Genomic DNA, 26,979 nt, shown 5'->3' with positions numbered 1-26,979 from the left:
CGACGCGAACATTGCATTGGCTGCTGGCTAGTCTCCCGAGCGGACACGCTCCTGGACAAAGGATGATTCAGCCCGCCCTTGCCTTGCAGGGCGTGAGATCGTAGGAACACACCCAAGTACGCAGGAGCAATACATGAAACCATCCATTTCTTTTGGCATCAGAACCGCGATCATCTTAGCCATTTCCATCGGACTGGCTCTGGCTTTCAACGCCACACGGCCGGACAGACTGCCTCTGGTCCATGATCCGGAAATCGCGGCGCAGGCCGCTGCCCAGCGCGGGGAAATATCCCTTGCCGATGCGATCCTTCTTTTTGAATCCGGGGAAGCCGTTTTTGCCGATGCGCGGGACGCAGGCGAGTATGCGCTTGGTCACATCGACGGCGCGCTGTCTCTTGACCCTCTCATGTTCGAACAGGACTTTCCATCGCTGCAGGAGCAGCTGGAAGGGGCAACGACTATCGTCACCTATTGCGACGGGGAATTCTGCGAACTGAGCCGGGAACTGGCCGAACAGCTTAAAGGCATGGGATTGCAGAACGTCCGCGTGCTCAAGAACGGCTGGACGCTGTGGCGCGACCAGGGCTTGCCCACCGCGACGGGCAGCCCAGCGCCGGAGCAGGCACCCACGACGCCGATGAGCGAAGAAAAAACGCCGCCCATCGAGCAGTCAAACGGGACCACTACAACGGAGCCGCCGCTGACGCCGGAGCTTCCGGAACCCGCAACTTCGGAGCAGCCCCTTGAACCGGCGATGCCGGACCAGGCCCCCGAGGATGCCGAGCCCGCACCGCTGGACCAGCTGCAAGAGAGGGTTCCCCAGGATCTGCCCTCTCTGACTCCTGCACCGCCGGAGCCAGCGCCAGCGGAAACCACGCCCGAGGAACCGACTAATCAGTCCCCTCCCCTTGATTCCACAACCCAGGGAGAAAAATCATGACCGCAGCATCCTGGTCCCGGGCTTCGCGCCTGGCCCTGGCCCTCATCTTCGTGGCTGCAGCCCCGCAGAAAATCATGGCCCCGGACGATTTCGCCGCCAGCGTCGGCAGTTATCTCATCCTGCCGGACGTGCTCATAAATTTCACGGCCCTGACCCTGCCCTGGCTGGAAATGGTCGTGGCCTTCCTGCTCATCTGCCGGGCCTGGGCCGGACCCGCATTGTTTCTGGCCAATTCCATGCTCATCGTCTTTCTGGGCGCGATCCTCAGCGCATATTTCCGGGGCATCGACCTGAACTGCGGATGCTTCTCCAGCGCGCCCGGAACCTCCGGAGACATGGTCTTCTTCATCGTCCGCGACGTCATTTTCGTGGTCATCGGCCTGACAGCGGCCTGGTTCTATCGGCGTGGATACGACGCCGACTAGGGACGCGTCAGCCACAGCCTTGTGCAGCGGCGCAGATCATCCACCCGTACCACCCCTTCCCTGATCCGCCCTTCCTGCAGCAGCCGGGCCCGCATGGTGCCCGGCAGCAGCCCGCATGCAAGAGCGGGCGTAAGCAGTTCGCCGTCAATTTCGGCGACCAGGTTGGCGATCGTCGATTCCGTCACCTCAGCGCGTCCGTTCCAGAGCAGCACATCGTCCGCCCCCGACACTTGCGCCCTGGCCTGATCGTAAACGGCACGTCTTGTGGTCTTGTGGAAAAGAAACGGATCGGACGCATCCACGGCCGACAAGGCCAGGGACACCCTGCACGGCGACGGTCCGGGCAAAGGTCGATGCGCGATGACTAGGGCCCCGGCCGCGTCCACGGTCAGGCGCAGCACACCTTCCGTGCCGCAAGCCGCCGAGACTTCCCGCTCAAGGGCGTCGCGCAAGGCTTCCGGGTCGAGCCGGAAGCCGAAATATGCGGCGCTCTCTTTAAGTCGCCTGCAATGCTCATCAAGTAGAAAAATGCCCTCGCCCCGGTTCCAGCGCATGGTTTCAAGCAGCGAGAATTGCGGCTCTGGGCCAGCCAGCACGCGAGCCTTGATGCGCGTCTCGCGAAATTCCGCTCCCGGATCGGAATCCCAGACAATGCCCCCGCCCACTCCATACTCGGCCATGCCCAGAGATTTTTCGACCAGAACCGTGCGGATGGCCACGTTGAAACGCGCCCTGCGCCCGGGACTGATCACCCCGATGCACCCGGTATAGATGCGGCGCGGCGAGATCTCGAGTTCCTGGATGATGTTCATGGTCCGGACTTTCGGCGCGCCGGTGATCGATGCGGCCGGAAACAGGGCCGCCATGACCTGCGCGGTGGATTCCGCAGTGCGCCCTCGCACCAGCGACGTCAATTGCCAGAGCGTCGGATACCGCTCCGCGCGAAAGAGCTCGGGCACATGCACGCTGCCGGGCAGGCAGATCCGGCCGAGGTCGTTTCTGACCATGTCGACGATCATCACGTTTTCGGCCCGTTCCTTTTCCGATATCGCAAGAGCCCGGGCCAGGGCCTCGTCCTCTTCGCGCCAGCGGCCCCTCGGAGCGGTGCCCTTCATTGGCCGGGACCAGATGTCCTCACCATCGCGCTCGAAAAACATTTCCGGCGAAGCACTGCACAGCGCAAAATCGGCCGTGTCGATAAAGGCCGCGTGCGGCGACGGCTGGCGACTGACGAGCCGGCTGAAGAAATCCAGAGGATCCGTGCCGAAACGGGCGCGCAGGCGATGGGTGAAATTGACCTGATAGGTTTCGCCCCGGGCAAGATACCCGTGAATGCGTTCCAGGGCGCGGCCATGTGCAACGGCGTCCAGTTCCGAAACCCAATCAAGGCCAGGATCAGGCCTTGACTGATTCAGGGATACGATGACGGGGGGGGCGAAAAGACCGAACCAGGCCAGGGGAAAAGAGCCGCAGAAGGCGCGGGGCATGGCCGGATCAAAGGCGCTTCCCGCTTCATAGGCCATAAATCCGACAGCATGGAGACCACCCCTTTCCACCTCGTCTTCGAGATGTGCGAGCAGCGGGGGCACCTCCCCGTGCCTGCGGGCCACAAAAATGGCCCGGGGACGCTCATAGCGCACCCAGGCCGAATGTTCTGAGGAATAAAGGACAGCGGCGGACATGGCCAAGCCCTATCGTGCGCACCGTTGCAACGCAACAGCACAAGAAGGACGGACGCCGACGCTTCAGGGCATCCTTGTCATAGAGTTGCCCGCACCCGAATAAAAACGGAGCAAGGGACAAAAAAAACCACGGCCGGAAGGTGCCAGTTCCTCCCGACCGCGGATACGCGAAAGCAAAGACGTCCGGATTTTCAAGCGATCACAAAGGCAACGAGTTGCCCCATGAAATGCACGACATCCGACACCTGGTTCAAAAGTGTATCGCTCCAGCCATAAGCAACAAGAGTTGCCATCCCGGCAAGCCAGAAAAGGTAACATAACTGCTTCATGACATTTACCCCCCAAATCTTTGGATATGATCGGCGCCATTTTTAGACGCTCGGACTTTCCATTGAGCAAAGGGTGTGCCTAAGCGATCATCCCGGAGCAACGTGCTGTCATGCCTTGAGTTTTCAATACCCGCCCAAAATATGAGTAGTTTGATTCAAAAAAGCTAGCGCAAAGAGCGTACACTGTGCGCAAGACTTTTCTCACCACCCACTCATCTCTGTACATCCTAAAAATTCTCTTCGGAAAACTACCTAAATCAAAAACAAAAAGATTATTAGTTCAGGTAGATTTTACGAATCAAGCCCTACTCATCAAAAATCAGTTCGTAGCCCCGGATCCGCCGCCGACCAACTCGTCCATAAGCTGGCCCAATCGTTCCAGATGCGTCTTTTCCTCACTGGCGATCTGCTCCAGAATGGCCCTGTTCTCGTCGCTCTGAGTCCAGGCGGCGGAACGTATGTAAAGGTCCAGAGCCTGGGCTTCGATGGACATTGCCAGGGAAATGACGTCCACTGGACTGTCAAAATCCGGTTTGAAGCGATCCATGTATTCCTCGGTGGTCATTCCGCCTTCCATGAGCGGAGTGACGAACCGGCACTCGAAATCCCCACGATCATCCTTTCCGCTGATGCGCGTGTATTCGGCGAAAAGACGATCCTTGTGCTTGATTTCGATGTCGGCCAGGAGGCGGAACACGCTCTTCACCTTCTCGTCGCTGACCCTCTCCAGCATCCGCAGATAAAAATCGCGCAACCCCTCTTCCAGGGAATAGGCCGTAGCCAGAATCATTTCGGCGCTGTCGAGCTCCGCGAAAATGTCTACGCCGGCCTCTTCCGCACCGAAGGCCGCCTGGCCGTTCCAGGCCTTGAAGCCGCCGTTCATGTTGATGACCTGGTCATAACCTTTGCCGGCCAGGGTCTGGGCGGCGACCCGACTGCGCCCGCCGATGGCGCAGTAGACCAGAACGGGTTTTGAAGGATCAATCTCGTCCAGGGAGTCGGTCAACACCGGCAGCGGCACGAGTCTGGCCCCCGGAATATGCCCTTCTTCATATTCCCCCGGCTGACGCACGTCGACTATGGTCACTTCCTGCAAAGTCTTTCCGGACAGATAGGCCCGGACTTCGTCGACATCCATGGATTGAACCGGGGTCAGGAATTGTTTCCAGCGCATTGTAAACCTCCTCAATCTTTGTATCGGCCCACCATGCTCCTTGAGCCGGAAAAACTCAATACGACCGGCACATTGACACGGGCCCATTATTATCGTAATTTTACGATATACGATACATCTGATCGGAGCACACCATGAACCAAGACCAGACCTTGGCAGCCATCTGCAAAGCCCTCGGGCATCCCGCACGGGTGACGATTTTAAAGCATCTCCTGCAAGTGGACAGGTGCATCTGCGGAGAGATTGTAAACATCCTGCCCCTGGCCCAGTCCACGGTCAGCCAGCACCTGAAGCAACTCAAAGAGGCAGGACTGGTCCGCGGCGAAATCGAAGGGCCACGCATCTGCTACTGCGCGGACAAGGACCGTCTGGCCGAACTTAAAAACCTCATCTCTTCACTGTAGGCTCACCATGAAACCTCTGCAGCCCTTTCCCATGGCCCCCGGCGGAGCAACTTGCGCCGCCCCCCTCGCGTCAGACGGGTTTCCCGGCACGGCGGCCCCCGGCCCGTGCTGAGGCCCGCCTCCCGCCCCTGGTGCAGGGGTGGACGACCTTGCCGGGTATCGCATCGAACCCTACGTGGAGGGTTTCCTGCCCGCCGCGCACGCCCGGGTGCCCCGTCTCAGGACCAGCCCCACCGCCCGGGACCGGCTCGGGACCTGCCGCGCGCGACTTGGCATTGACCGCAACAACTATACCGTCAACCCCGGTCTGTACGCCATCGGCAACCCCGGACCCGAAGCGCCCGTCATCGTCACGGCCAACTACAAACTGACCTTCGACACGGTGCGGTTCGTCCTGGCCGGGCGTAACCTCTGGCTGCTGGTCGCCGACACGCGGGGCATCAACGTCTGGTGCGCGGGCGGCAAGGGCACCTTCAGCGCAGCCGGTATCGCCGACCAGGTGCGCAAGACAGGCCTTGAGCGCATTGTAGCCCATCGCCGCCTCATCCTGCCCCAACTCGGCGCCAACGGAGTGCGGGCCCGCGACTTGCGCAAGGCCTGCGGTTTCGAGGCCGTCTTCGGGCCGATCCGCGCCCAGGACCTGCCCCGCTATCTCGACACCGGCATCGACGAAGCCATGCGCGCGGTGACTTTCAGTCTCAGGGAACGGGCCGAGGTCATTCCGGTGGAACTGGTGCTAGGCTGGAAGCTGATCCTGACGGCGATCCTGGCGGCGGCCCTGCTCAGCCTCATCGGCCCCCAATTCTCACTGCAAAGCATTCTGCACCGCTGGGCCCTGGCCGCTACTGCCACGGGCCTTGGCCTGGCCGCCGGAGTGATTTTATTCCCCCTGCTCCTGCCTGCGCTGCGTACGCGCATCTTTTCCCTGGGCGGCGCGGGGCTGGGGCTGGCCCTGGCCGTGCTTCTGCCTGCCATCTTCCCCCAGAGCTCCTGGGCCGCCACCGCAGGCGCCGGACTTTGGACCATGTCGCTGGCATCCTGGCTGGCCCTCAACTTCACCGGGTCCACACCGTACACATCGCCTTCCGGAGTGGAAAAGGAGATGCGCAGGGCCATCCCCATTCTGGCCGGCAGCACGGTGCTGGCGGCGATCCTTTTTGTGACCGGCAATTTTTTGTGAGGAACACGTGAAAATCTTCCGACATCTCGAAAACGTGGCCACCCTGGCCTATGACGAAGACAAATGCGTGGGCTGCGGCCTCTGCGCCACGGTCTGCCCGCACCGCATTTTCGCCGTGCGGGACGGCAAGGCCGAAGTTCTGGACCGCGAGGCATGCATGGAGTGCGGAGCCTGCGCCCTGAACTGCCCGACCGCGGCCATCACCGTCACCCCCGGAGTGGGCTGCGCGGAATACATCATCCAGACCTGGCTGCCGGGCAAGCGCGGGCCATCCTGCTGCTGAAACCTTGACCCCGGCCAAGAAATGCATGAGTTTCTTGAGTTCAAACCCAAGGAGAATTCATGCTCGCACGCCCCGAAGCTCTCACCATGATCAAGGACAGCGCCCCGGATCATCTGTTCATACACGCACTGGAAACCGAAGCCGTCATGCGCGCCCTGGCCTCCCGCCTCGGCCATGACGCCGAAACCTGGGGCCTGGCCGGACTGCTGCACGACCTCGACTACCCCGAGACCAAGGACACGCCCGAGAAGCACGGCCTCATCACCGCCGAGACCCTGACCGGCAAGCTCCCTGAGGAAGCGGTGCAGGCCATCGCCCGCCACAACGAAATAAATGGCAACCTGCCGCAGACGGACTTCGACTACGCCCTGCGCTGCGGCGAGACCGTGACCGGCCTCATCCACACCGCCGCCCTGGTCCGGCCCACGCGCATGCAGGGCATGGAGGCCAAGAGCCTTAAGAAGAAGATGAAGGACAAGGCCTTCGCCGCCTCGGTCTGCCGCGAGACCATCAAGGAATGCGAAAAGCTCGGCCTGGAACTGGGAGACTTCCTGACCCTGGCCATCGGCGCCATCACGGGCATCGAGGCCGAGGTGGGGCTGGCGTCCTAGCCGATCCATGAGCGCATTCCTGCTCCACGTTTCCAATCGACTGGAAATCCTGGCCGAAAAACTGGCCATGGTTCTGGACGCAACGCCTGATCCCATGAAGCCGGAGACCATTCTGGTCCAGTCCGGCGGCATGCAGCGCTGGGTCTCCATGCGATTGGCCAGGCAACGCGGCGTTTGCGCCAATGTCCTCTTCCCGTTCCCGGTCGCTTTCGCCTACGGTCTCTGCACCGGCCTGCTCAAAGGTCTCCCGGGCGAATACTCGCTCAGCAAGGAGCGCATGCTCTGGAGCATCGTTCGGTGCCTGCGTGGGCGGCATGACCAGCCCGGTCTGCTCCATGAGGAGGAGTTCGAGGCGCTTGCGCGTTACGTTGAGGAGGATTCCGATCTCAAGATCGTGCAACTTGCTGAAAAGATTGCCTACCATTTCGACCAATACCTCATTTTCAGACCAGGATGGTCCAGGAGTTGGGAGACAGGGCGGTTAAGCGGCGACTTCCGGCAGCCCGGGCACATCGCCGGCGAGATCTGGCAGGCAAGGCTATGGCGGGAACTGGTGGAAGAAATGGGTGGAGAACACCGGGCAGCGCTGCTGGACAGGGCCCTGACCATGCTGCGGAACGGCGTCCCCCTGGATGACCTGCCACCCAGAATCTGCATTTTCGGCATCCCGACCCTGCCGCCCCTCTATCTCGACCTGCTGCAGCAACTGGCCGAAAATATCCCGGTTCACGTCTTTCTGCTCAGCCCATGCAGACAATACTGGGGAGATCTTGCCTCCCACCGGGAACAGCGCCTCGCGTACCGTAAACGGCATGCCGACGTTGAAGACCGCCCCGAGGACGCCACGCCGCTGGCCGGACTCGGCGCCGTGGGGCGGGACTTCCAGGAACTGCTTCTGGACAGGAACATTCAGGAGACGGACCCGGATCTCTACGAAGACCCCGACACTTCCCGCATGCTCGGCCGCCTCCAGGCCGACCTGCTGGACCTGAACACCGGCGGGGACAGGCACGACTTCACCGACGACTCCATCCAGGTCCACTGCTGCCACAGCCCCCTGCGGGAGATGGAGGTGCTCAAGGACCTGATCCTTGATCTGCTTTCCGGGGACGACTCCCTCACCCCCCAAGACATCCTGGTCATGAACCCGGACATCGAGGCCTACGCGCCGGTCATCCAGGCCGTGTTCGGCACGTCGGGCGGGGACATCCCCTTCTCCATCTCCGACCGCAAGCCGACGCGGGCCGCCGAGACCATCCGCCTCTTTCTGGAGCTCATGGAGTTCGGCCAGCACCGCTTCGAGGCCTCGCGCGTCTGCGCCCTGCTCGAAGCCCCTCCCGTCCGTCAGCGCCTGGGAATGGACGCGGCCGAGACGCGCCGCGTGCTGGAGTGGGTCCGCGCCTCGGGCGTGCGCTGGGGATTGGACCGGGACTTCCGCCGGGGGATCGGCGACTACGCCCAGAACACTTGGGAGAGCGGCCTTTCCCGCCTCTATCTGGGCTACATGACCGGACCGGCCGAGCCCCTGAACGGCATCGCGCCCCTGGCCCTGCGCGGCTCGTCCGAGCAGGAGCTGCTGGGCCGCGTGACGGCCTGGATCGACGACCTCGCGTCCCTCTGGGCCAGGCTGCAGGGCACCCGCGCGCCGTCGGCCTGGCTGGACTGCCTGCTGTGGGTTCTGGACGCCTTCTTTCCCCAGGACCGCGCCCAGGCCGAGCATGTGCTGGCCATCCGCAGGGTCGTGACGGACCTGACCCGCGACATGGGCGATTTCGAGGCCGACGGCCGGACCATGCTCTACCTGATCCGCAAACGCCTGGACGAGAGCGGCGGGGAATCGGGCTTCCTGGCCTCGGGCCTGACCTTCTGCGGTCTGAAACCAATGCGCTCCATCCCCTTCCGGGTCGTCTGCCTGACGGGCCTGACCAGCACGGCCTTCCCGCGCCAGGACACACCCCCCGGCTTCGACCTCATGGCCCTGCGTCCCCGCCCCGGCGACCGGTCCCTGCGCGAGGACGACCGCTACCTGTTCCTGGAGAGCATCATCTCGGCCCGCGACAGCCTCATCCTGACCTACCCGGGCCTGTCCCAGTCGGACAACGCCGAGGCCCCGCCCTCGGTCCTGGTTTCGGAGCTGCTGGATTTCCTGGACGGGAGCTACTCGGCCGGCAGCCGGAAACCCTCCGAAGCCCTGGTCTTCCGGCACAGGCTGCAGGCCTTCCACCCGGACTATTTCAGCGCCGGCTCGCGCATCTTCTCCTTTTCCGGCCAGAACCGCGACGCGGCCCGGGCCCTCTTCGCCCCCCCCGCACCGGGACGCTTCTTCCCCGAGGGCGTCGCCCTCCCCGAAGGGACGGCGACGGAAGTGGACATCGAGGACCTGACCCGCTTCCTCACCCATCCCTGCCGCCACCTGCTGCGCGCCCTGCGCATCGACCCCGGCGGGGGGGAGAACGATTTCCTGGACGAGGAGCCCCTCGCCGTGCCCACGGGCCTCGACGCCTACGGCCCCCTGCAGGAGCTCCTGCATACGGCCCTGGACGCGCCCGACGCCGGTCTCGAATACCTGCTCCTGGCCTGGCAGATCCTGCCGCCGGGTGAGGCCGGGACGGACGCCGGACGCGAGCTCTGCGCCAGAATCCGCTCCCTGGCCGAACAGGCCCGGGCCTTCATCGGCGAGGGCGGGGCGCGCAGGCTCGACCTGAAGCTCCCCCTGGGCGGGGCCACTCTCACGGGAAGTATCAACCTCCACGGCGAGCGCATCGTCACCTGCCGCCCGGCCAGGACCAAAAGCGCGGACATGCTCCGCCTGTGGGTCCGCCACCTTGCAGCTACGGCCGCCGGCATCGACGCGCAGTCCGTGCACATCGGCACCGAAGACGGTTTCGCTGCCCCGGCCGCAACGGACGCCGGGAGCGTCCTGCGGGACCTTCTCAAACTCTACGCCCAGGGCACGCGCACCCTGCTGCCGTTCTTCCCCCGCACGTCCCTGGCCTATGCCGAAGCCCGCTTCAAGGAGAGCAGACCCAAGGGCCGGGACGAAGCGCTGGCCTCCGCCATGCGGCAGTGGGAAGGCGGCTTCATGACCGACCCGGAGCGAGACGACCCGCACCTGGCCTTCCTCTTCCGCGACTCCGAACCGGACTGGGAGGAATTCGCGGACCTGGCCGAACGCATCTACGGGCCGATCCTCGGAGGTTCCCGATGAAGGAACCCATGGATCTCTGCACGGCCCCACTGGACGGCACGACCCTCATCGAGGCCAGCGCCGGCACCGGCAAGACCTACACCCTGACGGGCCTCGTCGTGCGTCTGCTGCTGGAGAAGAACCTGACCGTGGACCAGATCCTCGTCGTGACCTTCACCGACGCGGCCACGGAAGAATTGCGCGGCCGCATCCGCAAGCGCCTGTCGGACATGGCCGGCGTTCTGGCCGACAGGCTGGAAGCCGACGACGACCTGGAACGGGACCTTCTGGCCCGCTTCGGGGGCACCGACGCCGCCCGCAGGCTGGAGCTGGCCCTGCGCAACTTCGACTTGGCCCAGATCTTCACCATCCACGGCTTCTGCCAGCGCATGCTCTCCAAAAACGGCTTCGAGTGCTCGGCCCTCTTCGACACGCAGCTCGAACCCGACCTCTCGGACCTGCGCCGCCAGGTCTGCGTGGATTTCTGGCGCTCCCGCATCCTGTCCCTGTCGGGCCTGACCGGCACGGCGGTGCGCGCGGCCCTGACCCCGGACCTGCTCACGGAGCTGGCTGGCCTGCCCTTCCTGGCCCAGAGCGTCCGCATCGTGCCCGACACCGTCCCGCCGGACCCGGCCCCCCTGGACCGGGCGGCGCAGGACGCCTGCGCGCGGCTTCTGGCCTCGTGGCCCGCGGCCGAAAGGGAGGTCCGCGACCTGCTGCTGGGCCAGGCCTCCAGTTTCAACGCGCGCATGTTCACGCCCGAAAAGCTGCACCTGCGGCTAGAGGCCTCGCGGAAGTTCCTGCTGCTCCCCCGCCTGGACGCAAAGAACCAGCTCAAAGCCCTCGGGGAGCTCACCCCGGACTATGTGCGGGGCATGACCAAGAAGGCTTTTACGGCGCCCGAACACCCGCTGTTCGAGGGCATCCGCGAGCTGCTCGACCTGATCGAGGCACTGCGCCAGGCCGTCGGCCCCTTCGTCGTCCACCTGCGCCACGCGTTCCTCTCCGGCGTGACGGCCCGCCTGGACGAACTCAAGCGCCGCCGGGGCGTCATGGGCTTCGACGACCTGCTGCGGGGCATGCACGCCGCCCTGGCCAGCCCGGAACTCGTGAATGCGGCACGGAGCCAGTACCGCGCCGCCCTCATCGACGAATTCCAGGACACCGACGGCCTGCAGTACGACATCTTCCGCACCCTCTTCGCCGGCCCGGACGAGACCAGCCTGTTCCTCATTGGCGACCCCAAGCAGGCCATCTACTCCTTCCGCGGCGCGGACCTGCACACCTACCTCCAGGCGGCCGACAGCTGCGCACGCAGCCGCACCCTGGGGGTCAACTACCGCTCCACGCCCGAACTGATCGAGGCCGTGAACCGCGTGTTCTCCAGGCCCGAGAACCCGTTCCTGCATCGCAAGATCGCCTACCAGGGCGTCGCGGCCCCGGCAGGGGAGCACGAGCGGTTCAGCGAAGACGGCGGCCGTCCCGCGCCCCTGGTTCTGTGGCACGCAGGGAGCGGGGAAAAGCCCCTGGCCAAGGGGGCACTCGCCCCGCGCATCCGCCGGGCCGTGTCCGCAGAGATAAGCCGCCTGCTGAACGGGGCGGCCGCGGGGCGTGTCCGCGTCGGCGACGCCCCGCTCCTGCCCGGCCACATCGCCGTCCTGGTCGAGACCCACGCCCAGGGCGAGGACATCCACAAGGCCCTCGGCGCCCTCGGCATCCCCAGCGTGGTCACGCACACCTCGTCGGTCTTCGCCACACCCGAGGCCAGGGAGCTTCTGTCCCTGCTGCACGGCGTGGCCGAATGCCAGCGTCCGGCCGCCTTGCGCACGGCCCTCGCCATGCCCATGGTCGGGCTGACCGCGCCGGAGCTCCTCGCCCTGGACGAGGACGGCGGACGCCTCGACGCCTGGTTCGAACGTTTCCTCGCCTGCCGCGACCTGTGGGAACGCCGCGGGGTCATGGCCGCGCTGCAGCGCCTTTTCGCCGAACTGGACGTGCGCAAGCGCCTCGTCTCCCTGCCGGGCGGCGAGCGGCGCATGACCAACGTCCTGCACTGCCTGGAACTGCTTCACGGCCATGAGCGCGAGGCAGGGGCGTCCATGCACGCCCTGCTGACCTGGTTCGGCCGCAAGCTCGACACCGACGGCACCGAGGAAACCCAGCTGCGTCTGGACACGGACCGCGACGCGGTCCAGATCGTGACCATCCACAAGAGCAAGGGCCTGCAGTACCCCGTGGTCTTCTGCCCCTTCATCCACGGCAAGGCCAGATGCCCCGACGACCGCGCCCTGGTCCACGACGACGGCCTGCTGCTGGATCTGGGTTCGCCGGAGCTTGGCGCGCGGGTGCGCGCGGCCCTGGACGACGCCCAGGCCGAGCGCGTGCGCCTGCTCTACGTGGCTCTGACCCGCGCCAAGTGCCGCTGCTACACCGTCTGGGGACGCATCAACGAGGCCGAGACCTCGGGTGCGGCCTGGCTTTTTCATGGGCATCGCGTCGACGCCCCGGGGAATCTCAGCTGGGAGAGCGTCACCGAAGAACTGGTGCGCGAGGATCTGGAACAGCTGCGGGACGACTGCATCGAAATTTCGGAACTGCCCGAAGTCGAAGCCGAGCCCGGGCCTCCGCAGTTCACCAACGCGCCGGAACTCGCTTGCCGCACCTGGGACCGGACCCTGGGGCCTGGCTTCGGGCTGGCCAGCTTCACCGGCCTGACCCGCGGGTCCGAACACGGCCTGCGGCCCGGCCTGGACGAGGACGACGCGGCGGGCGCGGCCGGGGACGACGAGTGGTCCATGGCCCGCTTCCCGCGCGGGGCCGCGGCCGGGTCGTGCCTGCACCGCATTTTCGAACGCATCGACTTCACGGACCCGGGAACCGTCCCCGGAGAGGTGGCGGAAGCACTGGCCGCCTACGGCTTCGACGCGGCCTGGGAAGGGACGGTCACGAACATGGTCCGGCGCACCCTGCGCACGGACCTGGGTGGCTTCAAGCTGGAGGACATCGGAACCAGGGAACGGGTGGTGGAACTGGAATTCCTCTTCCCCCTGCGCCCCGTGACCCGCGAGGCCCTGGCCGCCGTGTATCGCGAGGCGGCCGGACTGCTGCCGCCCGAACTGCCCGAACGCATGGAAAGCCTGCGCTTCGAGCCGCGCCGGGGCTTCATGACCGGTTTCATGGATCTGGTCGTCAGGCATGAGGAAAAATTCTACCTGCTCGACTGGAAGTCCAACTGGCTCGGCCCCACGCCAGGGCACTACACGCCCAAGGCCCTGGAAGCGGCCATGGCCGGCAGCCACTATTTCCTGCAGTACCATCTCTACTGCCTGGCCTTGAACCGCCATCTGGGACTGCGCATGAAAGGATACGGGTACGCGGAGCATTTCGGCGGCGTGCGCTACGTCTTCCTGCGCGGCATCGACCCGGCCGTCCGGGGACAGGGCGTGCATACGGACACGCCCGCTCCGGCCTTCCTGACCGCCCTGGACAAGGCCCTTTTAGACATGGAGAGACGCTGATGTTTGCCAGCCCCGCCATCCTGCCGCGCCTGTCCGCCTCGGGCTTGTTCAATGCGGCCGACGTGTACCAGGCCAGATTTGCGGCCTCCCTGGCCGCGCCGGGCCAGGGCGACCTGGCCGCGGGCCTGGCCGCCCTCCTGTCCCTGGCCGTGCGCGAAGGGCATGTCTGCCTGCACCTGGACGACGCAACGGCCCGCGAGAGGCTTGAGGCCCTGGCTCTGAACGCATCTGTCGACCTGACGGCTACAGGCATCGTCGGCGGCCCGGATTCCGGCGCGCCCATGATCATCCATGGCCGGCGCCTCTATTTCTCCCGCTTCTTCCGGGACGAACGATCCCTGGCCGAAGCCTTCCTGCGCCTGGCTCAGACGCCGCCCCGCAAAATCCCCGAAGATCTCCTACCCGACATCTTCCGGCGCACGGACGCCCCGGACTGGCAGGACGTGGCCTGTTTCGCGGCCCTGCGCAGCCGTTTCTGCGTCATCTCGGGCGGACCGGGCACGGGCAAGACCACCACCGTGGCCCGCATCCTGACCCTGGCGGCCCGCATGCACGCGGGGAAAAGTTTCACCATCCGCCTGGCCGCGCCCACGGGCAAGGCGGCCTCGCGCATGACCGAAGCCCTGGCCCAGGCCTTTCCGGACGGCGCTCTGCCCCCCGAACTGGAAGCCTGCCTGACCCAGGGCGCCCAGACCGTTCATCGCCTGCTGGGCTGGGGCGCGCGCGGGTTCAGGCACCACCGGGACAACCCGCTGCCCCTGGACATGCTGGTGGTGGACGAGGCGTCCATGCTGGATCTCGAACTGACGGCGCGCCTGCTGGACGCCCTGCCGGAACATGCCGCCCTCGTCCTGCTGGGCGACCGCAACCAGCTGGCTTCAGTGGAAGCCGGAGCAGTCCTGGCAAACCTCTGCCACGAGGCTGCGGTCAACGCCTTCTCGCCCGGCTTTACGGCGGACGCGGGTGTGCCCGGCCTTCCGGTGACGGAGGTTGCGACGCCCCTGACCGACCATGTGGTGGAACTGCGCATGAGCTACCGATTTCGCGGGGACAGTGGCATCTCAGCCCTGGCCGCTTTCATCCGTGACGGGGACGCCGACCGGGCGGCGGCGCTTCTGGAACTGGAGCACGACGATCTGGAGGTGAAAACTCGCCCCGGCCCGACGGCCCTGGCCGCTGACCTGAAGCCGCTTCTACGCGGATCATTCGGGAAACTGGGAAAGGAAACGGCCCCCGGACGGGCCTTCGAAGCCCTGGGAACCCTGAGACTGCTGTCGCCGATCCGGCAGGGGCCGCGCGGCACCGAGGCCCTGAACCGCCTGGCGCAGGAGACCCTGGGCCAGGTCGGCGAAGTCTGGTACGCGGGCCGCCCGGTGATGATCCTGGAAAACGATTACAATCTGGGGCTCTTCAACGGCGACGTAGGCATCGCCCTGCCCGCAGGCCCTGAACTGAGGGTCTTCTTCCCGGGCCCGGAAGGCTTTGTCTCGTTCTCGCCCGCGCGGCTGCCGCGCTTCGAGACCTGCTACGCCATGACCGTGCACAAGAGCCAGGGCTCGGAATTCGGCCACACCGTCCTGGTCCTGCCGGAAGAACCTTGTCCGATCCTGGGCAGGGAACTTTTGTACACGGCGCTGACCCGGGCGAAAAAACAATTCTCGCTCATCGGCACTACGGATCAGGTCAGAACTGCGGTGCAACGCCCGGCTCGCCGCGATTCGGGACTCGAAGAGATGCTGGCGCGCAGGTTTCAGGCCTGACGTTCACAGAGTGTTTTTGCATAGATGGAAAAGAGCCGGTCCATGCAACGCTCAATCGTATATCCATCTACGATCCTGCGTCCCGCATCCGCCAACTTTCGATATAAATCAGGATCATCAAGCAAAACAGAAATCTGGGATGCAATACTCTCCCCGGAAAAATCACAGACAAGCGACGCTTCGGAGCACACTTCAAACGATGGAACGACTCGGGAAACGACGGCAGGAATGCCGCAGTACATTGCCTCCAAATGCACATTCCCAAATCCTTCGAAAAGGGATGGCATGGCAAGAATATCCGAACCGCACAAAAATGCCCCTACGTCCGTTCGCTAACCCGTCAAGACGACCCGGTCTTTCAACCCCAGATCTGAAATCATTGATTCATAGAGATCGCGCTTACTCCCTTCCCCAACCAAAACCAGGGAAACATCTTTTCCGGAGTCAACGAGAATTTTCATAGCCTCGATAAGACTCTCGAAGTTCTTTTGTTCTACATACCTTCCAATACCAATTATTATTTTCCCGCTTAATCCATACATTGCGCGCAAATCGTGAGGATCAAAATCAAGGCGTGATGTGTCTATTCCATTATGTAAGACAAATTTTTTTCTTTTGAATAAATTATGATCGGAGTCAACAACACGATCTACATCATGAGACACTGGAATGTAAGACGATGTAAAATATGAAAATATTTTATTTGAAACTTTCCGACTTATCTTTTTTTATTTTTTGGTGTTGAGTATATGTGTCAATATAGAAATACGTAATCCTACAGATGAAATTCTTCCAAAACAATCTCCACTATTATGTATTGTATGTATAATATCAGGAGAATACTTTTTCAGCTCTTTTCTGAGCAAAAATGCCGTATCGATCCGATGTGAAGACGCTGCTGAATTTTTTTTACCGATATTCACCACGTCCAGACCTGATGCGTAAAACTCGGGCATTTTCAAACCAGTACCGGAAATATTGAATATTCTGCATGTATACGTCTTTGATTTTTCCATTCGCAAGACCACGTCAAAAAGCCAATTTTCAACGCCGCCAAAAGGAAGCCCGCCAACAACATACGCAATCTTGATCATCACATCTCCGAAAGCACGTAACCGTGCATTTTCATATACACGCCAGACACCGGCAGCAACGCATGGGATTATCGAGAAGCCTAACTCTATTCAACATCAAGAAAAACGGACTCGTGCGGACGAACGCACCATATGAATACACGGCGCGCATCGTGGCACGTATTCATGAAAACGCATGCCATCACTGCAATTTCAACTATTAACACCAACAAATCGCAACCATTTCTTGCCAAACAAGGGACAAGAACGCTACCTTCCCCAAAATGCAAACTCACGGAGTCCGTCATGATAGCCATAAGCGAATCCTGGAAAAAACTGACGTGGTGGCAAAAGTCGCTTTTCGTGACTACTGTTTGCGTGGCTCTCTATGCCGCTTTCGGATTCCTTCTTCTGCCGCGCATCGCCAGCTACGTTCTTGTCGAGAAAGTTTCTCCCGCCCTAAGCCGTCAGATCAGCGTCGGGGAGATTCGCATCAATCCTTTTGCCATGACTGCGGATGTGGTCGATTTCGCCATCAGTGAAAAGGACGGCAGTGGCGAGTTTGTCGCCTTCGATGCCCTGCACGCCAACCTTGAACTCGCCTCCATCCCGCGTCTGGCCCTGGTCGTGCGTGAAGCCCGCCTGGATGGCCCGCGCATTCATATCCGCCTCGAACAGGACGGGCAAACCAATTTTTCCGACCTGACCGCCGGCTCAGCGGAAACGGGGACCGACACTCCTGGCGAACCCATGCTCCTGCCCCTTATTGTCGAACCCTTCACCATCGGCAACGGCACTCTGACCCTGGAGGACAAGGCCAAGGGAGTGAGTCATGTCGTGGACCAGATCGAGTTCAACCTGCCCCGGTTTTCATCGCGCAAGAAGGACTGGGAAACCTTCATGACCCCTACTCTGTCCTTTCGAGCCAACGGTGCTCCGTTCAACCTCGAAGGGCGGACCACCCCCTTTTCCAACTCCCTTAAAACCGAATTCGACCTGAACGTCGTCGACCTCGCGCTGCCCCAATACTGGGCCTATGCCATGGCCAGGGAAAACCTCAAGCTTTCCAAGGGGTTTCTGACCCTTGAAAGCAAGCTGGCCTTCGAACAATTCGAGGACGCGCTCCCTTCCTTCTCCCTGCAGGGCATCATCACGGGAAGCGACATCGAACTGACCGATGACGGAGTGCCCGTACTCACCGCCGCCAGGACAGAGGTTGTCATAGACGACATCTCCATCCTGAACCTGCAGCTCGGACTGAACTCCGTAGCTCTGGAACAGCCATATTTGAAAATCGTGCGCCAAAAGGACGGGAGCCTGAACTGGATGCACTACTTCGTGACTCCGGATGACCCGGCAACCTCGCCGTCCAACGCCACGGACCCAGGCGCACTGGCCGCGCGGAACGCAACCGTCCCTGTCGCCATGAAAAGCGGGAACGCCACGGGAACTGCAGCCCAGACGGCAAGCACCAACACGACTGTTGCCGTCGAAACCGGCAACGCATCCATGACCGAAATCCCGGAGATCGACAACGCCACAGCCGCCAGACGCGAAACCGCCAAAACCCTGCTGCTGCGGGCACCCAAAATCCGAATCACCGACGGCCGCGTCCTCTTCATGGACGAAACGACCTCCTTCACCAAGGAACTGAACTCCTTGAGCGTCAGCATCACGGATCTGGACACCTCGCGCAACGCAACCAGCCAGGCCGAACTTCATGCGCGCACATCCGACGGCGAAAGCCTCGACACGAACGCGACCTTCTCGATCTCGCCCTTCCGCGTGCAGGCCGCCATCGCGGCCCGCGGCCTGGATGTGCCCACCTACTCCCCGTACTTCAAGGATGCCCTGCCCTTGACCCTGACCACGGCCAAGGCCGACACGCGCTTGCGTTTCCTCATCGATGGAGAGGACAAGGCCCCACGCCTTGACGACGCATCCCTCGAAATCCGCAACCTGTCACTCACGGCGGCCGATGGAGCCGGAGAGGTCACGCTGGACCGCGCGGCGTTGGACAACATTTTCCTGAACCTGGCCGACAAAAGTGTCCGCACAGGCGTGTTCACCTTGAATGGGGCGAAGGTCTCCACCGCCCTCGACCAGCAGGGCAGGGCCAGCCTGCTCGACGCTCTGGATGCTCCAACCACCAAAAAAGCCGACCCCTCCGGACCGGCCAAGCCCGACTCCACCGACCAGACGCAGCCCGATGCCACAGCCTGGAATGTCGCACTGGCGGGGGTATCCATAAAAGAGACAACCCTTTCAACCGGGGACAAGGCCGCCCCGACTCCGGTCAGACTCTCCTCCCTGCAGGTTGGCCCGGTGGCGGTGGACACAAAAGTGCAATCCGTGCAGGTCGGCCCCGCGGAACTGAACCTGGCTGTCGATCTGGTAAGGCAGCCAAACGGCGATCTGAACCTGGCCAGGCTGTTCGCTCCCGAAAAGGCGGCCTCGGCCAGCCCCGCAGCCCAGGCCAAGACTTCCTCACCGTCGTGGGCGGTGGCCGTGGAGCAGGTTTCCCTCGCCGGCACCAGTGTCTCGCTCACGGACCAGACCCTGGCCAAGCCCGTACGCCTTGATGTGGACCAGATCACTTTTCTGGCCAAGAACCTGTCCACGGATCTCGGCAAGGCCGTCCCTCTGACCCTGTCCTGCCGCGTGGAGGAGACGGGCACATTGAAGGCCGCCGGTGACATCGTTCCGGCCACCATGACCAGCAAGGGCAGCCTCACGCTGACCCGGATTCCGCTGGCCGTCGCCGCAGCCTATGTCGCGGATGTGGCCGCCATCGACATTCCTGCGGGCAGACTCGGCGGGAAACTCGACTGGAGCATGGGCGACAAGGCCCGGGACCGGATCTCCGGCTCCCTGCAGGTTGATGGGCTGCGGGTCACCGAGGCCCGGTCCAGGACGGAACTGCTCGGCTTCAAATCCCTGGACGTGAATCGCCTCGACCTGCAACTCTCGCCCCTGACCCTGACCATTGCCCAGGTCAATCTGGTCGAACCCCGAGGCAGTTATGTCATCGACGCCCAGGGCACGACCAGCCTGGACCGCCTCGCGCCGACAACCCCAAGGAAAAGCCAAGCAAGCCCCTCCGACACTTCAGAGGGGCTCAAAACCCTGGAAATCGGGAAGGTAAGCCTCAAGCAAGGGCGCTTTTCCTTTGCCGACAAGACCCTTTCACCACAGTTCGAGTCCGTCATCTCACCGCTGGACCTGACCGTGACCGGCTTTTCCCTGGACCCGGCGAAGCGCACGGAACTGGACCTGACCGCCATCATCGACGGCTCCGCGCCCATAACCGCCAAGGGGTGGGTCTCGCCGCTGAAAGACCCCATGGAAGCCAGCAGCACCGTGACCCTGCGCAATCTGGATCTGGTCGCATTGTCGTCCTACTCTTCGAAATTCATCGCCTACCCTGTCGCACGCGGCCAACTGGACTGGGATATGAACGTGGACACCTCGGAAAACAAGCTGTCCATGGGCAACGCCATCAAGGCCCGCCAGCTTGAACTCGGCGACAAGGTCGAATCCCCGGACGCACCCAATGTGCCGGTCAAGCTGGGCCTGGCACTGCTGCGCGACATGTCCGGCAACATCGCCATCAACCTGCCCATCAAGGGAGACCTGGCCGACCCGAAATTCAACATCGGCGGCATCGTGCTGCAGGCCTTCCTGGGCCTTATCGTCAAGGCCATCGCTTCCCCCTTCTCCCTGCTGGCCAGCCTTGTCCCCGATGGAGGCGGCGAGGACCTGAACAGACTCCCCTTCCCGCCCGGCCTGTCCGCCCCCGCGCCCGAAGCCCTGCAGAACATGCAGGCCCTGGCCGATATCCTGGCGCAGCGCCCCGGCATCAAGATATCCATCCAGGGCCACTCCGATCCCGCCGCCGACAGGCAGGCCCTGGCCGACATGCAATTCATGCGCAAGCTGCAGGTCATCAAATTCGATGATCTGCCACGAAGGGAAAAGGAAAAGACGACGCTGGATGAACTTGAGATCACGGACGAGGAATACCCTGAACTGCTTTGGGAGGCCTACAAGGAAGAGCCCGTGGAAAAGGAAAAGGGCGCCTTCGGCATGCACAAGGACGTCTCCCGCGAGGTTCAGGAAGACAAGCTCAGGGAGCTCATAAACATCACTGACGCCGATCTTGTGCGCCTTGCCGCCACCCGGGCGGAATTTGTGAAGAATCATCTCGTGCAGGAGCTTGGCGTGGATGCCGGGCGCATCTTTCTGGGCAAGACCGGCCCGCAGGCCCTGTCCGGGGCGCACGAAGCGACGGTGGAAATTCAGCAGTAGAAAACAGCAGGGCTGCCCGATGCGGCAGCCCCGCAAGCATTGTCAGTGCGGTACAAAAAAATCAGCCTTCGAGAATGACCATGGCCACGGCATTTTCGCGGCTGTGGGACAGGGTGATATGCGCGGTGCGGCCCCCCAGGGCCTGAAATCTGAGCTGGGCCTGGTTGTGAAAAGAGATCTGCGGCTTGCCGAGCGCGTCGGAACGCACCTCGATATCCTGAAACGTGATCCCGCCGCTGAATCCCGTGCCCAGCGCCTTTACCGCCGCCTCCTTGGCCGCGAAACGGGAGGCCAAAAACGGAACCGCATTGGCCGGAACAAGGGCGATCTCTGCCGGAGTCAGAATTCGTGCGCTGAACTTGTCGGCGAACCGGGCATACGAACGCGCGATTCGCTCAAGCTCCGCAATGTCGACACCCACTCCGATAATCATATCCCGCACCACCCATGTTTGTCCCGCACCCCGGGACCGTTTGGCAAAGCCACCTGCGTTTTGCGGGATTTATCCCTGCGCAGGAGGCTCATCAAAACCAATGGGGCCATGTTTGTCAATTCAGGACGAACGGGGCAAACTTCAAGACTTCTGATGCAGATCCTTTCGAGAGCCAACTATTTGAATTGCACACTTTCACAGCATCAATTAGGATTTATGATCAACAACGCAATTTTTCATGCATGATAGCGGACCTTTTCCTTTTCAACTTTTCTTGGGGCAGCCCTCTTAAAACGCATCATCCCCTTCAGGACCTCCCGTGAACATTCTCATGTACTCCCACGACACCTACGGCCTGGGACATATCCGTCGGAGCATGGCTCTGGCGCAAAACATCCTGACCGAGGAACACAACATCCTCATCCTGACGGGTTCACCCATCGTCGGCCGGTTCGACTTCCCGCAAGGCATCGATTTCGTGCGCGTTCCGGGCATGATCAAACAGAACAACGATCTCTATGTGCCGCATTCGATAAAGGTCGAGCCCGAGATGGCACTGACCATTCGCCAGAACATCATCCTGGCCACCGCGCAAGCTTTCAAGCCTTCCCTCTTTCTGGTCGACAAGGCCCCGCTGGGCCTCAAGCGCGAGGTGGTCCCGACCTTGCGCTGGTTGCGGGAAGAGAGCCCGAAAACTCAAGTCGTGCTGGGGCTTCGCGACATCATGGACAGCCCCGAGAGCACTATCGAGGAATGGCGCAGGAAGAACATCTATGACGCTCTGGATACGCTCTATTCGGAGATCTGGGTCTACGGAAACCGCGAGGTGTACGATTCTGTACGAGAATACGAAATTCCCGCCCACATCGCCTCGAAGATGCATTTCACCGGATACATCCCACGGCAGATCCCGCGTATCCAGCATCGCCCGCGCATCCGCCGCAGCATGAACATAGCACCGGGCGAAAAGTTCGTGTTGGTGACGGCCGGCGGGGGCGGAGACGGACACAAGGTCGTGGACACGTACCTGACCATGCTCGAGACCCTGCCCCATGCCCCGTTCAAAACCATGATCGTGACCGGCCCGATGCTGGCCGAGAACCTTTACGACCAGCTCGCGGCCAGGGCCCGTAAGCTCAAGGTGCGCATCTGCAAGTTCTACCGCAAGATGGAAAAGGCCATCCTGGCCGCCGACTGCGTGGTCTCCATGGGCGGCTACAACACCATGTGCGAGATCGTCGGCGCTGCCCGCCCGTCCCTCATCATCCCCCGCAGCGTCCCGCGGGAAGAGCAGCTCATCCGGGCCAGACTCTTCGCCGCCAGGGGACTGCTGGAATACATCCCGTGGGAGACCGTCGAACCGGCCCCCATGCTCGCATGCATCGAGAAACTCCTGCACGAACCGGCCTCCTACGAAGCGGCCCTGGCCGGTTTCCCCATGACCGCCTTCGACATCATCAACCAGCGAATCCAGAGCTTCGGAGCACAGGCATGAAAACTCCCGTCATCGGCATGGTCCTCAAGGGGTATCCCCGCATTTCCGAGACCTTCATCTCCAACGAGATCCGCCTCCTGGAAGAACAGGGGCTCACGGTGCACATCTTTTCCATGCGCCAGCCCCGCGAGAATTTCACCCACAAGTCCGTGGAGGCCATAAAGGCCCGCGTGACCTATCTGCCGTCCGAGTTCTGGACCAGCCTGCACCGCTTCCTGTGGCCGAACCTGCGCACCCTGCTGTCCCACCCCGCAGGATACGCAAAGAGCTTCCGGCTGGCCTGCAAGCGCTTCCTGCACAACCGCAATTTCATGACCTTCAAGCATTTTTTCCAGGGCGGCTATCTGGTGCACCACGCCCAAGGTCTGAACCTGGCCCACCTGCACGCCCACTTCGCCCACAGCCCGACCTCGGTTGCCATGTTCGCCTCCGAGATCTGCGGCGTGCCCTTCAGCTTCACGGCCCACGCCAAGGACATCTACACCTCCGACGCCACTCAGCTGTCCGAGAAGATCGACAAGGCCCGCTTCGTCGTGACCTGCACGAAATACAACAAGGCCTTCCTGGAAGATCTCGTGCAGGGGCGACACGAAGTGCACTGCGTGTATCACGGCATCGACCTCGAACTCTTCTTCGCCCACGCGGTGACGCGCACACCCGAGCCGCCTTACACATTCCTGACCGTCGCCCGCATCGTCGAAAAGAAGGGCATCCCCGACATCCTCGAAGCCCTGGCACTGCTGGCCAGGGAGGGTTTCCCCTTCCGCTACGTGCTCATCGGCAGCGGCGACGACAAGGAGGCCGTGAAAACCAGGGTGCGGGAACTGGGACTGGAAGGGCATGTGGAGATGCCGGGCACCATGGCCCACGACCAGGTCCTGGAACACTTCCAGGGCGCCGACTGCTTCGTGCTCGGCTGCCGCATCGCCCGCAGCGGCGACCGCGACGGCATCCCCAACGTCCTGGCCGAAAGCATGGCACTGGGGGTACCGGTCATCGGGACCCGCGTCTCGGGCATCCCCGAACTGGTCGAACACGAGGAGACGGGTCTGCTGGTCGACGCCACGCGGCCCGAAGAAATGGCCGCGGCCCTCAAACGCATCGCCACGGACCAGGCGCTGCGGGCGAAAATCATTCCGGCGGCCAGGCAGAAAGTGACCGAGGTCTTCGACAACAAGAAGCTCATTGTCGAACTCGTGGCCCTGTACCGCAGCCTGACGAACCTCTAGGCCCATGCGCATCGCCTATTACCCGACCTTCCGCGCCCTGGATCACCCGCGATCGTCGGGCCTGGTGTCCATTGCCCGTGACGTTGTCGCGGCCATGGAGGCCGGGGGACACGAGGTCATGGTGCCTCTCAGCCAGACCACGGAGTGGATCTTCCTGCGCCCGCTTGAATGGCCCGGGGCCCTGGTCGATGCTTGGAAGGCCTGCAGGGCCGTGAAACGCGCCCGCCCGGACTGCTGGTTCACCTACCACACCTACTATCGCGGCCCGGACCCGTTCGGGCCATTCATCGCCGCCCGCCACCGCCTGCCCTATTTCATCCTGGCGGGCTCCTATGCCACCAAGTACCGCAAGCGCCTGAAAACCTGGGCAGGCTTCCACCTGAACCGCATGGCCCTGGAGCGGGCCGATGCGGTCTTCGTCAACAAACTGCGCGACGTGGACAACCTCGGGCGCATCCTGCCGCCGGAGCGCATCGTTTACATCCGTCCCGGCATCCGCACGGAAAATTTCCCCCTGAACCCCGGCCTGGGCGCGGCCACCCGCTTGCGCCTCGGGCTCAATGGAAAGCTGGTCGTCGTCACGGCGGCCATGTTCCGCCCCGGCGTAAAGGAGGACGGCGTCGCCTTCGTCATCGACGCCTGCGCGGCCCTTAAACCCCGGTTTCCGGAACTGCACCTGCTCATCCTTGGCGACGGCGCCGGGCGCGAACGTCTGGAGAAGCGGGCCAGGCAGCTCCTGCCCGATGCCTGCACCTTCTCCGGCCGGGTGGAACCTGCAGACATGCACGGCTGGTACCAGGCCGGCGACATCTTCGCCTTTCCCGGCATCGGTGAGGCCCTGGGCATGGTCTACCTCGAGGCCCAGTGCTGCGGCCTGCCCGTGGTGGCCACCAGTCACGACGGTGCGCCGGAGGTCGTGGCCGACGGCGAGGCCGGGATCATCGTCCCGCCCTTCTCCCTCGAAGCCTTTGCCTCTGCGGTGGGCGAACTGCTGCGCGACGCGGACCGGCGCAGGCTCCTGGGCAGGCAGGCCCGCAAACGCGTGCTGCGTGTTCACGACATCGCCGCCAACTACCGGGAAATGCTGGTCGTCATGGAAAAGATCTGCGCCGGGAGGCGCTCATGAACGTCATTGGCCTGCTGCGCCACGGCCCCACGGTCTGGAACCGCGAGAAGCGCATCCAGGGTATGACCGACACGCCCCTGGACCCCGGCTTCGACCCACGCTCCTGGCGGGAGACCCTGACCGCCCACGGGCCGTGGGATTACGCCGCGACCAGCCCCCTGCAGCGAGCCCGGGAAACGGCACGGCTTCTCTTTCCGGAGTGCACTTCCGAAATCGTCCCGGGCCTGCGCGAGCAGGACTGGGGGGCATGGACGGGCCGCACCGTGGCAGGCCTGCGACGGGACCATCCCGGCCTGATCGAGACTCAGGAGGCCCGGGGATGGGATTTCACCCCGCCAGGTGGCGAGAGCCGCCGAGAAGTCCTCAAGAGGGCTCTCGCCGCCGTCACGGAAACTGCCCGCGACCGCGACGGGAAGCGCATCCTCATGGTCACCCACCTTGGCGTCATCAAGATCATCCTGAACCATCTCCTGGGCTCCCCCTTCCTGCCGAACGCTTCGGCCAACGTGGCCAAGCGGGCCCTGCACCTGCTGCTCCTGGACGGCGGGGAACTTCGTGTCCTCCACACCAATGTGAGACTTTCATGAAAATCCTGCACTACACGCAATACGTCTTCGGCATCGGCCATCTCTTTCGCAGCATGGCCATCGACCGGGCCCTGGCCCCCCTGACCGTGGACCTGGTCACGGGCGGGGCGGGCGTGCCCATTCCCATGCCGGACAACGTGCGCCATCATGCCATGCCCGCCATCCGCATGGACGAAAACTACGGCAGCGTCCTGGCCGTGGTCGGCGAGCTCGAAGACACGTGGCGGGAGCGGGAGGCCATGCTCCTGGACCTTTTCCGCGACCTTGAGCCCGACGTGGTGCTCGTCGAGATGTTCCCCTTCGGCCGCCGGGTCTTTGCCCGGGAACTGCTGCCGCTGTTCGAATGCAACCGCCGCCGTCCGCGTCCGGCCAAGATCCTGTGCAGCGTGCGCGACATTCTCGTGGAAAAGAAGGATCAGGCCAAATTCGAAAAACGGGTGCTCGGCTGGCTCAATCCCTGGTTCGATGGAGTCCTGGTCCACTCCGACCCGGACCTCATCAGGCTGGACCGGACCTTCTCGCGCGTGGCCGACATCACCTGCCCCGTCTGGTACACGGGCTACGTGGCCGAAGGGCCGTCCCTCCCGGACAAGGCCGCCGCGCGGGAGTCCCTGGGGCTGCCCCCTGACGGGACCGTCATCCTGGCCAGCGCAGGTAGCGGGACCATCATCCGCGACCTCCTGGACCCCATCATGGAGGCCTCCATCCAGCTTGGCGCCCATTTCCCCCACAAACTCCTCATGTTCACGGGCCCGAACGCCCCCATTGAGGAGCGGCAACGCCTGGAGGACCGCAGCCGGGCCCATCCCGACGCCACGGTCCGCGAGTTCACCCCCCGTTTTCCCGACCATGTCCTGGCCTGCGACCTCTCGGTCAGCCGCGGCGGCTACAACACGACCATGAACCTCCTGGCCTGCGGCGCGCGTGGACTCATGCATCCGTACGGCCACGATCGCGAGCAGCGCATGCGCCTTGCGGCCCTCTCGGCACTGGGCCACGTGGGGTTGCTGGAAGACGCGGATCTGGAACCGAACCGGCTGGCCGGAATCATGGAAGACGCCCTGCGCAGGGAGCACGCTCCGGCAAGACCGCTGCGCCTGGACGGCGACAGGGAGAGCGCTGGCATCATCCGCCGCCTGGCCTCCGAACGCAGTGCGTCTTCTTGGTGAAATTTCCCGATATTCCTTGATTTTTGCGCTTCATCCGGGATAGGGATCTTCACAAGACAGGAACAG

20 protein-coding genes are annotated in these 26,979 nt (G+C 63.1%); 15 read left to right on the top strand and 5 right to left on the bottom strand.

Annotation, left to right across the window (positions count from 1 at the left end; all coding sequences use genetic code 11):
• Positions 1–133: 133 nt before the first annotated feature.
• Positions 134–940, top strand: coding sequence for a hypothetical protein (locus tag CVU60_09870; protein PKN41686.1), 807 nt, complete (start codon positions 134–136; stop codon positions 938–940).
• Complete coding sequence (locus CVU60_09865) at positions 937–1,365, top strand: methylamine utilization MauE (GenBank protein PKN41685.1); 429 nt, start codon at positions 937–939, stop codon at positions 1,363–1,365. Before CVU60_09870 ends, CVU60_09865 begins: the two co-directional genes overlap by 4 nt.
• Here CVU60_09865 and pabB read toward each other — a convergent pair.
• Both pabB and CVU60_09855 read right to left on the bottom strand, forming a co-directional pair.
• The gene (gene pabB / locus CVU60_09860) at positions 1,362–3,047 is read right to left on the bottom strand and encodes an aminodeoxychorismate synthase, component I (GenBank protein PKN41684.1); all 1,686 of its coding nucleotides are present in this window, start codon (positions 3,045–3,047) and stop codon (positions 1,362–1,364) included. The genes CVU60_09865 and pabB overlap by 4 nt on opposite strands.
• A 648-nt stretch (positions 3,048–3,695) precedes the next feature.
• Complete coding sequence (locus CVU60_09855) at positions 3,696–4,550, bottom strand: sulfurtransferase (GenBank protein PKN41683.1); 855 nt, start codon at positions 4,548–4,550, stop codon at positions 3,696–3,698.
• 134 nt (positions 4,551–4,684) lie between these two features.
• On the opposite strand from CVU60_09855, the gene CVU60_09850 reads away from it, so the two are divergent.
• From CVU60_09850 to recD, 7 genes are all read left to right on the top strand, one after another.
• On the top strand, positions 4,685–4,954 hold the full coding sequence (locus tag CVU60_09850; GenBank protein ID PKN41682.1) for a transcriptional regulator: 270 nt from the start codon (positions 4,685–4,687) through the stop codon (positions 4,952–4,954).
• Between the two features lie 187 nt (positions 4,955–5,141).
• A complete protein-coding gene (locus CVU60_09845) occupies positions 5,142–6,134 on the top strand; it encodes a hypothetical protein (GenBank protein ID PKN41809.1) in 993 nt (330 codons plus the stop codon).
• Between the two features lie 7 nt (positions 6,135–6,141).
• On the top strand, positions 6,142–6,417 hold the full coding sequence (locus CVU60_09840; GenBank protein PKN41681.1) for a ferredoxin: 276 nt from the start codon (positions 6,142–6,144) through the stop codon (positions 6,415–6,417).
• A gap of 59 nt (positions 6,418–6,476) precedes the next feature.
• Positions 6,477–7,028 carry an HD family phosphohydrolase gene (locus CVU60_09835; protein ID PKN41680.1) on the top strand — a complete coding sequence of 184 codons (552 nt, stop codon included), beginning with the start codon at positions 6,477–6,479 and terminating at the stop codon, positions 7,026–7,028.
• 7 nt (positions 7,029–7,035) lie between these two features.
• A complete protein-coding gene (recC, locus tag CVU60_09830) occupies positions 7,036–10,236 on the top strand; it encodes an exodeoxyribonuclease V subunit gamma (GenBank protein ID PKN41679.1) in 3,201 nt (1,066 codons plus the stop codon).
• A complete protein-coding gene (gene recB / locus CVU60_09825; protein PKN41678.1) occupies positions 10,233–13,733 on the top strand; it encodes an exodeoxyribonuclease V subunit beta in 3,501 nt (1,166 codons plus the stop codon). Before recC ends, recB begins: the two co-directional genes overlap by 4 nt.
• Complete coding sequence (recD, locus tag CVU60_09820) at positions 13,733–15,493, top strand: exodeoxyribonuclease V subunit alpha (protein PKN41677.1); 1,761 nt, start codon at positions 13,733–13,735, stop codon at positions 15,491–15,493. The genes recB and recD overlap by 1 nt, the downstream gene beginning before the upstream one ends.
• Here the strand turns inward: recD and CVU60_09815 are convergent.
• Positions 15,484–15,804 carry a hypothetical protein gene (locus CVU60_09815; protein ID PKN41676.1) on the bottom strand — a complete coding sequence of 107 codons (321 nt, stop codon included), beginning with the start codon at positions 15,802–15,804 and terminating at the stop codon, positions 15,484–15,486. The two genes, recD and CVU60_09815, sit on opposite strands and share 10 nt — an antisense overlap.
• A 21-nt stretch (positions 15,805–15,825) precedes the next feature.
• Positions 15,826–16,035: a hypothetical protein gene (locus tag CVU60_09810; protein ID PKN41675.1), complete on the bottom strand. Its 210-nt coding sequence runs from the start codon at positions 16,033–16,035 to the stop codon at positions 15,826–15,828.
• Between the two features lie 684 nt (positions 16,036–16,719).
• Between CVU60_09810 and CVU60_09805 the strand changes: the two genes are divergently transcribed.
• Positions 16,720–20,874 carry a hypothetical protein gene (locus tag CVU60_09805; protein PKN41674.1) on the top strand — a complete coding sequence of 1,385 codons (4,155 nt, stop codon included), beginning with the start codon at positions 16,720–16,722 and terminating at the stop codon, positions 20,872–20,874.
• 61 nt (positions 20,875–20,935) lie between these two features.
• Here the strand turns inward: CVU60_09805 and acpS are convergent, their stop codons facing one another.
• The gene (gene acpS / locus CVU60_09800) at positions 20,936–21,307 is read right to left on the bottom strand and encodes a 4'-phosphopantetheinyl transferase (protein ID PKN41673.1); all 372 of its coding nucleotides are present in this window, start codon (positions 21,305–21,307) and stop codon (positions 20,936–20,938) included.
• Between the two features lie 331 nt (positions 21,308–21,638).
• Between acpS and CVU60_09795 the strand changes: the two genes are divergently transcribed.
• Genes CVU60_09795 through CVU60_09775 form a run of 5 tightly spaced genes read left to right on the top strand, consistent with a single transcriptional unit; the run spans position 21,639 to position 26,913 of the window.
• Entirely contained in the window at positions 21,639–22,802 is a 1,164-nt protein-coding gene (locus CVU60_09795; GenBank protein ID PKN41808.1) for a glycosyltransferase, read from the top strand.
• The gene (locus CVU60_09790) at positions 22,799–24,031 is read left to right on the top strand and encodes a colanic acid biosynthesis glycosyltransferase WcaL (GenBank protein PKN41672.1); all 1,233 of its coding nucleotides are present in this window, start codon (positions 22,799–22,801) and stop codon (positions 24,029–24,031) included. Before CVU60_09795 ends, CVU60_09790 begins: the two co-directional genes overlap by 4 nt.
• 4 nt (positions 24,032–24,035) lie before the next feature.
• Positions 24,036–25,157, top strand: a complete 1,122-nt coding sequence (locus tag CVU60_09785; GenBank protein ID PKN41671.1) for a glycosyl transferase family 1 — start codon at positions 24,036–24,038, stop codon at positions 25,155–25,157.
• Positions 25,154–25,744: a histidine phosphatase family protein gene (locus tag CVU60_09780; GenBank protein PKN41670.1), complete on the top strand. Its 591-nt coding sequence runs from the start codon at positions 25,154–25,156 to the stop codon at positions 25,742–25,744. The genes CVU60_09785 and CVU60_09780 overlap by 4 nt, the downstream gene beginning before the upstream one ends.
• Entirely contained in the window at positions 25,741–26,913 is a 1,173-nt protein-coding gene (locus CVU60_09775; GenBank protein PKN41669.1) for a hypothetical protein, read from the top strand. The genes CVU60_09780 and CVU60_09775 overlap by 4 nt, the downstream gene beginning before the upstream one ends.
• Positions 26,914–26,979 lie beyond the last annotated feature (66 nt).

The sequence above is a fragment of the Deltaproteobacteria bacterium HGW-Deltaproteobacteria-18 genome, from assembly GCA_002841885.1.
Taxonomy (GTDB): Bacteria; Desulfobacterota; Desulfovibrionia; order Desulfovibrionales; family Desulfomicrobiaceae; genus Desulfomicrobium.
This window is presented reverse-complemented; position numbering and strand designations above follow the sequence as displayed.